The sequence below is a fragment of the Mycobacterium sp. NGS67 genome, assembly GCF_059812185.1.
Genome location: NZ_JCALCF010000002.1, coordinates 50,438 through 61,033, shown reverse-complemented (window position 1 = coordinate 61,033; position 10,596 = coordinate 50,438). Strand labels below are relative to the sequence as shown.

At 67.1% G+C, this 10,596-nt stretch carries 13 protein-coding genes; 8 read left to right on the top strand and 5 right to left on the bottom strand.

Features of this window, described 5'->3' with window-relative positions; all coding sequences use genetic code 11:
* Window positions 1-31 precede the first annotated feature (31 nt).
* A complete protein-coding gene (locus tag AC5Y4D_RS01840) occupies window positions 32-433 on the top strand; it encodes a hypothetical protein (protein WP_499943748.1) in 402 nt (133 codons plus the stop codon).
* A complete protein-coding gene (locus AC5Y4D_RS01835) occupies window positions 430-1,908 on the top strand; it encodes an FAD-dependent oxidoreductase (RefSeq protein WP_499943747.1) in 1,479 nt (492 codons plus the stop codon). The genes AC5Y4D_RS01840 and AC5Y4D_RS01835 overlap by 4 nt, the downstream gene beginning before the upstream one ends.
* A 3-nt stretch (window positions 1,909-1,911) precedes the next feature.
* On the opposite strand, the gene AC5Y4D_RS01830 is transcribed toward AC5Y4D_RS01835, so the two are convergent.
* The 3 genes from AC5Y4D_RS01830 to AC5Y4D_RS01820 are packed head-to-tail and all read right to left on the bottom strand — an operon-like array spanning window position 1,912 to window position 4,247.
* Entirely contained in the window at window positions 1,912-3,114 is a 1,203-nt protein-coding gene (locus AC5Y4D_RS01830; protein WP_499943746.1) for an NAD(P)/FAD-dependent oxidoreductase, read from the bottom strand.
* Between the two features lie 3 nt (window positions 3,115-3,117).
* Window positions 3,118-3,306 (bottom strand): ferredoxin, encoded by a 189-nt coding sequence (locus tag AC5Y4D_RS01825; RefSeq protein WP_499943745.1) that lies wholly within the window; start codon window positions 3,304-3,306, stop codon window positions 3,118-3,120.
* Entirely contained in the window at window positions 3,303-4,247 is a 945-nt protein-coding gene (locus AC5Y4D_RS01820) for a metal-dependent hydrolase (RefSeq protein ID WP_499943744.1), read from the bottom strand. Before AC5Y4D_RS01820 ends, AC5Y4D_RS01825 begins: the two co-directional genes overlap by 4 nt.
* Before the next feature lie 242 nt (window positions 4,248-4,489).
* On the opposite strand from AC5Y4D_RS01820, the gene AC5Y4D_RS01815 reads away from it, so the two are divergent.
* From AC5Y4D_RS01815 to AC5Y4D_RS01795, 5 genes are all read left to right on the top strand, one after another.
* Window positions 4,490-5,704 (top strand): GNAT family N-acetyltransferase, encoded by a 1,215-nt coding sequence (locus AC5Y4D_RS01815; protein ID WP_500036192.1) that lies wholly within the window; start codon window positions 4,490-4,492, stop codon window positions 5,702-5,704.
* Between the two features lie 115 nt (window positions 5,705-5,819).
* A complete protein-coding gene (locus AC5Y4D_RS01810; protein ID WP_500036191.1) occupies window positions 5,820-6,449 on the top strand; it encodes a TetR/AcrR family transcriptional regulator in 630 nt (209 codons plus the stop codon).
* Window positions 6,446-7,657, top strand: a complete 1,212-nt coding sequence (locus AC5Y4D_RS01805; protein WP_499991533.1) for an acyl-CoA dehydrogenase family protein — start codon at window positions 6,446-6,448, stop codon at window positions 7,655-7,657. The genes AC5Y4D_RS01810 and AC5Y4D_RS01805 overlap by 4 nt, the downstream gene beginning before the upstream one ends.
* A gap of 42 nt (window positions 7,658-7,699) precedes the next feature.
* The gene (locus tag AC5Y4D_RS01800) at window positions 7,700-8,128 is read left to right on the top strand and encodes a hypothetical protein (RefSeq protein WP_500036190.1); all 429 of its coding nucleotides are present in this window, start codon (window positions 7,700-7,702) and stop codon (window positions 8,126-8,128) included.
* A 25-nt stretch (window positions 8,129-8,153) separates the two neighbouring features.
* Complete coding sequence (locus tag AC5Y4D_RS01795) at window positions 8,154-8,729, top strand: DUF998 domain-containing protein (RefSeq protein WP_500036189.1); 576 nt, start codon at window positions 8,154-8,156, stop codon at window positions 8,727-8,729.
* Here AC5Y4D_RS01795 and AC5Y4D_RS01790 read toward each other — a convergent pair.
* Both AC5Y4D_RS01790 and AC5Y4D_RS01785 read right to left on the bottom strand, forming a co-directional pair.
* Window positions 8,723-9,511, bottom strand: coding sequence for a thioesterase family protein (locus tag AC5Y4D_RS01790; protein ID WP_500036291.1), 789 nt, complete (start codon window positions 9,509-9,511; stop codon window positions 8,723-8,725). The two genes, AC5Y4D_RS01795 and AC5Y4D_RS01790, sit on opposite strands and share 7 nt — an antisense overlap.
* Before the next feature lie 106 nt (window positions 9,512-9,617).
* Window positions 9,618-10,112, bottom strand: a complete 495-nt coding sequence (locus AC5Y4D_RS01785) for a UCP032817 domain-containing protein (RefSeq protein ID WP_500036188.1) — start codon at window positions 10,110-10,112, stop codon at window positions 9,618-9,620.
* Window positions 10,113-10,180: 68 nt separating this feature from the next.
* Here AC5Y4D_RS01785 and AC5Y4D_RS01780 point away from each other — a divergent pair, with 68 nt between their 5' ends.
* Window positions 10,181-10,420, top strand: coding sequence for a hypothetical protein (locus AC5Y4D_RS01780; protein ID WP_500036187.1), 240 nt, complete (start codon window positions 10,181-10,183; stop codon window positions 10,418-10,420).
* Window positions 10,421-10,596 lie beyond the last annotated feature (176 nt).

Genomic DNA, 10,596 nt, shown 5'->3' with positions numbered 1-10,596 from the left:
GTTGTTGAACTCGCGGCAGGAGGTAGCGGACATGGCCGTCACAGCAATCCAGATCGGGCTCGATCCCGACGTGATCGACTACTCCTCGCCCGACTTCGCCCAGTTCCCGGGCCTGAACAGGGAGGGGCTGCGCGCCGCCAACGACGACAACGTCGCCGCGTTGCGCGCCGCCGGTTACCACGTCGACAACTGCCTGATCGGCTTCGGCGAGCCCGGTGCCGCCAAAGCCCGCCGGTGGCTGGAAGCCGGCCACTACGACGCGGTACTCATCGGAGCCGGCGTACGACTGGTCGCAGCCAACACGTTGCTGTTCGAAGCCATCATCAACGCCGCGCACATCAGCCAACCCGGCTGTCGATTCGTCTTCAATCGCGCGGCCCAGTCCACCCCGGACGACATCCGGCGCTGGTACCCCGAGGCGGTGGCGAAATGACCGCTCATGACGTTGACGTGCTGGTCGTGGGCGCCGGACCCACCGGACTCACCGCCGCCGGTGACCTGGCCTGGGCGGGCCGGTCGGTGATCGTGCTCGACCGCTGGCCGACGGTGAACCCGTCCAGCCGCGCGTTCGCCACCATGGCCCGCACTCTCGAGGTGCTGGACGCCCGCGGCCTGGCCGAGGATCTGCTGGCTCAGGCGCATCGGGCGCCGGGTGTGACGATTTTCGGCGGTGCGCGCATCGACCTGACCCATCTCGACTCGGCCTACCGTTTCGTGATGGTGACGCCGCAGGTCAATGTCGACCAGGCACTACATGACTACGCCGCCGCCCACGGTGCCGACATCCGCCGCGGCGTCGAAGTCACCGAACTCCAGCAAGACGCCGACGGTGTCACCGTCACGACCAAAGACGGAACCCGTTGGCGCGCACGCTATGTCATCGGTGCTGACGGTGCGCACAGCACGGTTCGCACGCTACTGGGCGCGGACTTTCCCGGAAAGACGATCTTGTCGTCGGTGGTGCTGGCCGACATCAAGGTGGCACGCCGACCGGCCGGCGACAGCCTGCGAGTCGGCAGCACCCGGAACACCTTCGCGTTCCTGGCGCCCTACCGCCGCACCGACGCCGCCGGCACCTGGTACCGCACGATGGTCTGGGACCGCAACAACCAGCTACCCGACAGCGAACCGGTACGAGACGCCGAAATCACCGGCATCCTGGCCCAATCGATCGGCGCCGACCTCGACGTGCTCGACATCGAGTGGAAGTCCCGTTTCCATTCTGAGGAAAGGCAAGTCACGCGCTATCGGCACGGCCGCGTCTTCCTGGCAGGCGACGCCGCGCACGTCCACTCCCCGATGGGAGGGCAGGGCATGAACACCGGCATCCAGGACGCGGCGAACCTGGCATGGAAGATCGACGCGGTACTCGACGGCGCCGCCGATGCCGTACTGGACACCTATCACGACGAGCGTCACCCGATCGGCAAGCGAGTCCTGCTGCAATCCGGCCTGCTGGCCCGGGCCGTCACCCTCCATCCGCGGCCGGCACGCGCGCTGCGAAACATGTTGGCGCCCTTGTTGCTACGTCGGCCCCGGGTACGGGACGCGGTAGCCGGCAGTTTCGCCGGGACGGCGCTGCGGTATCCGCGCCGGCGCGGCGAGAGCCCGCTGGTGGGCACCCGGGCCACCCAGATTCCGCTGATGACCGGACGGCGACTGACCGAATTGCAGCGTCTGCTACCGGGTTTCGTGCTCGTCCGCGAACGCGGAGCACACCCCGTCGATGCGTTCGACCTGGTCCAGGCCGAACGGACGGACGACGGCCCGGCGGTGCTGGTGCGTCCCGACGGCTACATCGCCTGGGCGGGAGACTCGACCGATCGACCGGCGTGGTCCGCGGTGCTGCGGCGCTGGACCGAAGCGGCTCTGGTCACCGCCGCCGGTAACCATCTGGCGGGCAACTGATTTCTAATCCGGCCGGCTGGGCGGGAACGGCGCGCGGTCGGCGATCGCGTCGCGGTAAGCCCCCACTCGCCCTGTCACGGTTGCCAAAACCGCAATCGTCTGGCCGTTGCGTCCATAGGCGGCAACGAATTCCCACCCGTCCGGATCGCCTTCGACAACCTCGACTGCGTCGTAATCCGTTGGCACACCCAGCATCTGGACCTTGACGGCATACTGATCGGACCAGAAGTACGGAATCTCGTCATATTCACGTCCGTGTCCGGGCCCCGCGAGCAGCGTTTGAGCCGCCACCACGCCTTGCTGGCCGGCATGGTCCCAGTGTTCGACACGCAGCTGGCGCTCATAGAGCGGATGCCACCACGACGCCACGTCACCAACGGCGACGACGCCCTCACCGCCTTCGGCTGCGCCTGTTGCGTCGCAGACGACGCCGTCGTCGACGCGCAGTCCCGAGCCGTCCAGCCAATCGGTGGCCGGAGTCACCCCCAGCCCGATGATGACAAGGTCGGCCGGCAGCTCCGACCCGTCGGTCAGTCGCACCGACTGGACCTGCCCGTTGCCGATGAACTCGTCGACGCCGACGCCGACGCGCAGGTCGACGCCATGCTGACGGTGCAGGTCGGCCCAACGGGGAGCCAACTCCTTTCCCAGCGCGCCGAGTAAGGGATTATCACCCTGCTCGACGAGGACCACGTCCAACCCGATCGAGCGGCAGGTTGCCGCGACCTCGGCACCGATGAATCCCCCACCGACGATCACTACCCGGGGTCGCGAGGCAAGGCGTTCGCGGATGGCCAGGCAGTCCTCGACCGTGCGGAGCACCAAGACGCCGTCGGGAACCGGTCCCGCCGGCCATTCGCGGGGGACTGCGCCGCTGGCGATCACCAGACCGTCGAACGGCAGCGCGAGTTCGTCGTCACCGTCTCGGACCCGCACGGTCCTCGAGGACATGTCGACGCTCAGCGCCGATGCTCCGCGCAGTACGCGTGCCTCCATATCGAATTGCGGAGCCAGATCGATGCCGGCCCGGTGCACCTGCCCACTGAGGAACTTCTTCGACAACGGCGGACGATGGTACGGCGCGTGCCGTTCGGACCCCACGACGGTGAGTTCGCCGTCGTAGCCCTCCAACCGCAACGTCTCGGCGGCCCGCGTCCCGGCGACCCCGGCGCCGACGACGACCACCCGTTTCAGATCGGTCGGCATCACTTAGTCCCGCACCGTGATCGCCTGAGTCGGACAGGACACTTCAGCGCCCTTCAACTGCTGGCGCAGCGCTGCCTCGGGCTCGTCCTGAAGTACGTGCAGCCCGTCTTCCCGCACGTCGAACACCTCGTGGCAAATGCTCATGCAGACGCCGTTCCCATCGCATGTGTCGAGATCCACCGAGACTCTCATCGCACCGCGACCCTCTCCGCTCCCCCATCGAAACTGTCGAAACGTGCTGCGCCACGCGCGCGTTCGCGCGCCGCCTTGGCCACCGGCGAATAGTTCAGGTAATCGATCGCCATCTGGCTGTCGGCTTCGGCGCCGGGGTGATGGCTGGGCCGCATGTACCGGGCGGGTGAGGTCACCAGCAGTTTCCAGGGTCCGGGCAGCCGGTACTGACGCGCCGCCCGCATCCAGTCGCGCCACCGCCATTTGTCGTCGATGGTCGGGTCGCTGTTCATCAGGTATCTGGCGCCGGCGATCCACCAGCCGATGAACAGCGGGGCGGTCATCAGCATGGAGAAAGCCCGGATGGCGTAGTTCCCGCACACGTGCTGGTAGACGTCGAAGACCAGCGAGCGGTGCTCGACCTCCTCGGCCCCGTGCCAACGCAACAGATCAAGCATCATGGGGTCGGCCTTCGCGTAGTCCAGACCGCGGTTGGTCAGCACCCACTCGCCCAGCATCGCGGTGAAATGTTCCAGCGCGGCCACATCCGCCAGGCGTCGATACAGCCACCAGCGCTTGAGCGCAGGCGGAAAGAACTTGGGCGGATCACCGAGGCTGACCGACAACGTCTTCCCGAGCCGGTCGGTGTACGGCTTGGTGTCGATGCCCTGTTCGGCCAGATGGTCCAGCACGATCTGATGCGCCCAGGCATGCCAGGACTCCTGCTGGATGAAAGGTTTGATCGCCGCTTCCAGTTCCGGATCGTCGACCAGCGACGACGCCTCGAGGACGGCCTTGATGAAATGCCGCTCTCCCTCCGGCAGCAGCAGATGCAACACATTGATCATGTGTGTCGAGAACGGGTCATCCGGCACCCAGTGCAGGGGCGTGTCCGACCAATCGAAGCGCACCATCCGGCGATACTTCGGGTATCCGTCGTGATGAAGTGCGACTTCAGGCATGAATACTCCTCCGCGAATCGAGCCTTCAAGGCGCTGCGGGCCGCACCCCGTTTTAGCTCTGCGAACAACCGTTCACTCAAACATGTACCCACCTGGCGCCATGGCGTAACGCCTCAGCGAAGGACACTTCCCTGGCAATTTGCTGCGAGCGCTCGCGTAATCCCGCCAGCTGATCTGCTTCGGCCGACCGTCAGTGTCGAGCCGCGCACTCCAAAGTTCTTGCATCGCGGCATGATAGGCCGGTGAACACCGAAATCCGTGTGCTCGACACCGAGGAACAGCTCATCGCGGCGTCCAACGTGTTCCGCACGGCGATGGTCGGATTCCCGCCGCTCAGTCTGCAGCCCGGCCAGATCGGCACCCTGCTGGAACCGGGGCGCACTATCGGGGCGTTCGTCGACGGCCGACTGGTCGGCACCGCAGATGCCGTGACCAGCCGGCTGACGCTGCCCGGCGGAGCGATCGTCGGCCATGCCGCCGTCACGCATATCGGGGTGCTGCCGTCGTCTACCCGGCAGGGCATCGCGACCGAGTTGGTGCACCACCAATTACGCGACTTCGCCGCCCGCGGCGAAGTGGTCGCGACGTTGCGGGCGTCGGAGGCGACGATCTACGAGCGCTACGGCTACGGCGTGGCGAGTTCGGTGCAGAGCGTGGAGGTCACGACGGCGCGGGCGACGTTACGTCCCGGCGCCGGCTCGGGAGGTCCGGTTCGGCTCTTGGATGCGGCCGAAGCGTGGGAGCTGCTGCCGCGCATCTATTCCGAGCATCGGCCGTCCCGGCCCGGCAGCCTCGACCGGCCCCAGGTGTGGTGGCAGAGCGTGCGGCTGCGCAACGAATCATCGCCGGGACCTTCGTATTTCGCGGTGCACGGTGAACCGGGTGCCGAGTCGGGCTTCGTGCGCTACCGTCCCATCGACACCGAGAAATGGTTCGTCAGCGATCAGCGCACCATTGTGGTGGAAGACCTCTTCGCACCAAACCCCGACGCCTACCTCGGGTTGCTGCGGTTCCTCTTCGGACTGGATCTCATTGACCGCGTGCTGTTCTGGATGCTGCCCCTCGACGATCCGCTGCCGGTGCTGCTGCGCGATCGGCGGGCCGCGAAGGTCACCGCGGTGTACGACGAGACCTGGCTGCGCATCGTCGACGTCGCAAAGGCCCTGGCGGCCCGCCGCTATGCCGGTGCAGACTCGGTCACCATCGCCGTCGATGACCCACTCTTGCAACAGAATTCGGCTACCTACGCCATCACCGGCGACGGTGCCGAGCCGACCGGGAAGTGTCCGCAACTGCGGGTCGGAATCGCCGGGCTCGGCAGCGTACTGCTGGGCGGAGCCACCTGGGCCGGCCTCGCGGTGGCCGGACTGGTGCAGGCGGAGGATCCTGCCGTGCTGGCGGCGGCCGATCGGTTGTTCGCCGTGCCGCAGGCGCCCTACGCCGGGTTCTACTTCTGACGAGGATCGTCGTTCGGTGCGGGAAGCTGCGGCTTGGTGGTCCTCGCCTGACGGCCCGGTGATGCTTGCCACAGATTTTGCCGGCCACGTCGGTGAGTGAGTACTCTCTCACCTTATGGGAACCGCTGGACGCGACCGGCTACTCGCCGAAGCGCTGAAGCTGTTCGCGGCCAAGGGGTACGCGGCCACGTCGGTGGCCGATATCCAACGGGCGTCGGGTCTGGCACCCGGATCCGGGGCGCTCTACAAGCACTTCGGCTCCAAACGCGAGTTGCTGGAAGCCGCCGTCGCGCACCGCATCGACGGGGTCGTCGCCGCCCGCGAGCAGTACGACGCCGAAGAGCCCGAGGGCGTCGAACACGCCGTGCGCACCGCGGGCCGGCTGATCTGGCACCACATGAAGGAGAGCGAGGATCTGCTGAAGGTCATGCTCCGGGAGCCCGACGAACTCGGCGACCTCGATGACAAGACCTGGCAGGTGATCACCGACAACGCCTACCAGCGATTCGCCGACGAACTCGCCGTGTCCAACCGCAGCGGCCGCACCGACATCCCGGATCCGGAGGCGGCCGCGGCGGTGGCCATCGGATCGCTGTCGTACGCCGCGACGCTGCAGGCGCTGACCGGCCGGCTGCCCGGCAACATCGACGAAGACCGCTACTTCGAGGCGTGGGTGAATCAGACGCTCAGCGTCCTCGCGCAGTACCGAACACCGAAATCGACACCATCAGGAGCACAGCCGTGACTTTCAACATGCAACTCAGCGACGACGTGATCGAGGTGCGCGACTGGGTGCACAAGTTCGCCGCCGACGTGATCCGTCCGGCCGCCGCCGAATGGGACGAGCGCGAGGAAACCCCGTGGCCGGTGATCCAGGAGGCGGCGAAGGTCGGTCTGTACTCCCCGGACTTCTTCGCACAGCAGGCCGCCGAGGAGACCGGACTGGGCATGCTGACCGCGTTCGAGGAGATGTTCTGGGGTGACGCGGGCATCGCGTTGTCCATCATGGGCACCGGGCTGGCCGCAGCGGCGTTGGCGGGCAACGGAACTCCCGAGCAGCTCGGACAATGGCTGCCCGAGATGTTCGGCACCGCCGACGAGCCCAAACTGGGTGCGTTCTGCTCCTCGGAGCCCGACGCCGGTTCCGATGTCGGCGGTATCCGCACCAGGGCGCGCTACGACGAGGCGACCGGCGAGTGGGTGCTCAACGGCACCAAGACCTGGGCCACCAACGGTGGTATCGCCAACGTGCACATCGTGGTGGCCTCGGTCTATCCCGAGCTCGGCACCCGGGGCCAGGCCAGCTTCGTCATCGGGCCCGACACGAAAGGCCTTGCGCAGGGCCAGAAGTTCAAAAAGCACGGCATCCGCGCGTCGCACACCGCCGAGGTGGTGCTCGACAACGTCCGGTTGCCCGAGGACGCGATCCTGGGTGGCCGGGAGAAGTTCGAGGCCCGGATCGCCCGGGTCAAGTCCGGCGCGTCCGCCGGCGGACAGGCGGCGATGAAGACGTTCGAGCGGACCCGGCCCACCGTCGGCGCGATGGCCGTCGGCGTGGCCCGCGCCGCCTACGAGTACGCGCTCGACTACGCCTGCCAGCGTGAGCAATTCGGCCGCAAGATCGGCGAGTTCCAGGCGGTGGCGTTCAAGCTGGCCGACATGAAGAGCCGGATCGACTCTGCCCGGCTGCTGGTATGGCGGGCCGGCTGGATGGCCCGCAACAACCAGAACTTCGAATCCGCCGAGGGCTCGATGGCCAAGCTGGTCGCCAGCGAGACCGCCGTCTACGTCACCGACGAGGCGATCCAGATCCTGGGCGGCAACGGTTACACGCGCGACTACCCGGTGGAGCGGATGCACCGGGATGCCAAGATCTTCACGATCTTCGAGGGCACCAGCGAGATCCAGCGCCTGGTGATCTCTCGCGCGCTGACCGGGTTGGCTATCCGCTAGGCCGCGCCGAGGTTCCGTCGGGCAGCTGCCATGATGGCAGCCATGGCGATTGCGTTGGATTCGGCGGTTGCGGCCGACAGTGACTCGGTGGTGGGCTCGATCGCCGTCCAGGACAGCGTCGCGGTGGCGGGTTCGGTCGCGATTGCGGGCAGTGTCGCGGTGGCCGGGTCGGCGACGACCGCAGGAAGCGTCGCGGTCGCCGGATCGGTTGCGACCGCGGGCAGCGTGGCGGTCGCGGCATCGGCGGCCACTGCCGGCAGCGTCGCTGTGGTCGCAAGCCTGCTGACGGTGGTGTGCGTCGCCGTGCGGGAATGCGTGGCGTGCCTGGCCTGCGTGGCCTGCACCCGCTGCGTTGCCTGCTTCGCGTGCGTGCGCTGCACCGATTGCGTCGGTTGCATCGGCTGCGTTAACTGCTCGGGTTTGCGAAACGTCAAGGGCGCCAGGAATATTCATCTGGTTCCCGCGGCGTGAGTAGGCACGGAAGAGGTTAGCCGGCTTGGCAGCGCGACTCGGGGCCGTCCTGTGGATCCTGGGACCAGTCGGATACCTGCTCCTGGAAGCGATCGCGGCAACCGCCCTCGGATCCGATTACAGCTACGCGCACAACTACATCAGTGACCTCGGCCTGTTCGGTCCTCGGACGCGCCTGATGCATTTCGCGTTCTGCTGGCAAGGCGTGCTGTTCCTGCTCGGAGCGGGTTTGATCATCGGTCGGCCGCCCATGGGCGGCGCCCGTGTCTTGCTCGGCCTGGCCGCCGCGAATGCCGTCGGCAACTGCATAGTCGGCACCGTGCACCGCGGCACGTTGCACGCCGTCGGGGCCGTGCTGGCGATCGTGGGCGGAAACGCCGCCGTCGTGGCCGGTTCGGGCGTGCTCAGTCAGCGCGCCTGGTACCGCAGGGTCTCCAAAGCGATTGCAGCACTGGGTTTTCTATGCTTTGTGGGGTTCGCCAGCGGGTTGCCGGTGCTGCAGTCGATTCCCAAGGGCACATGGGAACGCGGCAGTGTGTACTCGATCCTGTTGTGGCAGTTGCTCACCGCGCTGTGCCTGCTGAGTGATCGGGATCATTGACCGTCCGGTGGCCTCGCCGAGGTGGGACGGAATCCGGATTGCGCGATGGCGACCGCGACACCGTTGCCTATCGGCCCGTTCTGGTCGACGAGGACGGCCGCACCGGTGGCGACCCCGTCGTTGCTGTAGTGCGTCAGTGACGCAAGACCGATATGAGGTCCGTCGGGCAGTCGGCTCAGGGTGAGCGTGTAGTCGACGTTGATGAACTGCAACCCTTTGGTGCCCCAGTTAGCGATCGACGCCGTGATGTCGCCTGCCATTGCGGCACGGGTGAAGGGCGTGAACGGTTCGTCGTCGATCAGAGGCCGGGTCTCCTGTAGCCAGGTGTACTTGGGACCCTGCTGCTGCGTCCATTCCGGATCGGGATTCTGCACCTCGGTGCCCCAACCGTAGGTCCGGATGAACAGTGACTGGACGCCGTCCGGATCGGTTGGTAGCGGCGGCAGTTGCACCGGTGTCGACCACACCTGTCCGTCGGGCTGTTCACCGCGCCGCAAGAACAGCGCGCTGGCGTTCGCGACGATCGCCCCGTCCTGGATCAAGGTGGCTTCGACGGTTCGCAGCCGTCGCCGGTCCTGCTGCACGCGGGTGTGCACCTCGAGCGGTTTCAGCGCGGTCGGCCGGGGCAGGTCGACGGTGAGCCGTGCCGGTTGGAACTGCGGGTCGTCGACCGCGCGTTCTGCCGCCCAGCCGAGCAGGCCGCCGACAACGTGGCCGCTCAGCGAGGGCCCCCAGCCCCCTCGGGCGATAACGGTTGGGACGTAATGGTTTTCGTCACGCACGAAGTACGGCAACGAAGCCGCGTCGGTGGCGTCGGGAAAATCGCCTGGCACATGATTTTTCTACAGCACACCCGGATCGGTTCCGCGGCGGGTCACGTCAACCCCGTCAGACGAGCCGTGCGGCCGCGGTCCGGATCTCGTTGACCCGGGCCGCCGGGATGCCCCAGGGACGCTCGACTCCGACCTGCTCGTCGAGGTCCCACAGCACGCATTGCTCTCCGGGTTGAGCCACCAAGTGCCAGGCGATCACGGTGCGGCGCAGTTGCTCGTCGGCCGAATCGCTCGCCGCGCGGCTCCCCTCCGGCGCAGCACCATCGGGGTGGTGGTGCAGAAACCGGCCGTACGCCTGATCACAGAACGTCGCATACCGGGCGGTACACAGGATCAGACCGTGCCAGGCCTCGTCTACCGCGTGGGACGGCATGCCGATCACCTGTTTGTCCCGCAACGCCGGTGCGCAGCACCGAAGCCATTGGCGCAGCCCGGTCTCGATGAGCGCGCGCGGCTGCCAGGAGCACGTCTTGAAGACGGCCTCCGGCAACTGGAGATCAGCGACCGCACGGCTTGCTCGTTCGTATCGATCCTGTCGTCGATACCGCACCGCATCACTGTAGAGCGGCGCATCGAGATGCCGGCAGATACGCGTGATATCCGGCGTAACCTTGGCGCATGTCGAGCGTCGTACTGGGCATCATCGGCGGGGCCGGTGGCCTGCTGCTCTGGGGCGTCGTCCAAGGTTTGCGCAACTCGCCAGACGCCCGACGCAATGGGGGTCGTGGGATCTGGTCGTCCGGATCGGGTTCGGACGGGTCGGGTGGTTGCGGCGGCGGCGATGCCGGCGGTTGCAGCGGCGGCGACGGCGGAGGGTGCGCCGGCGGGTGTGGTGGCGGCTGCGGCGGTGGCGACTAGGTCTCGCCCAGCGCGGGTCGACGTACGTGGGACGAATTGGCCGCTGCCGCAGATGTTTGTGGTTGATGGACGCGACTCAACGAATTAAGTTGCCCACTAACGCATCTCGAGCTCAGCACGCAACCTGCGCCTGGTGACCACGCCGGAGGTGGGCGCACCGGCACCTCCTATCACCT

Bases quoted from the DNA above. Each gene is read 5' to 3' on its own strand.
- AC5Y4D_RS01840 (WP_499943748.1), top strand. From the start codon at position 32: ATGGCCGTCACAGCAATCCAGATCGGGCTCGATCCCGACGTGATCGAC.
- AC5Y4D_RS01780 (WP_500036187.1), top strand. From the start codon at position 10,181: ATGTCGAGCGTCGTACTGGGCATCATCGGCGGGGCCGGTGGCCTGCTG.
- AC5Y4D_RS01830 (WP_499943746.1), bottom strand. From the start codon at position 3,114: ATGCCGACCGATCTGAAACGGGTGGTCGTCGTCGGCGCCGGGGTCGCC.
- AC5Y4D_RS01835 (WP_499943747.1), top strand. From the start codon at position 430: ATGACCGCTCATGACGTTGACGTGCTGGTCGTGGGCGCCGGACCCACC.
- AC5Y4D_RS01810 (WP_500036191.1), top strand. From the start codon at position 5,820: ATGGGAACCGCTGGACGCGACCGGCTACTCGCCGAAGCGCTGAAGCTG.
- AC5Y4D_RS01820 (WP_499943744.1), bottom strand. From the start codon at position 4,247: ATGCCTGAAGTCGCACTTCATCACGACGGATACCCGAAGTATCGCCGG.
- AC5Y4D_RS01800 (WP_500036190.1), top strand. From the start codon at position 7,700: ATGGCGATTGCGTTGGATTCGGCGGTTGCGGCCGACAGTGACTCGGTG.
- AC5Y4D_RS01825 (WP_499943745.1), bottom strand. From the start codon at position 3,306: ATGAGAGTCTCGGTGGATCTCGACACATGCGATGGGAACGGCGTCTGC.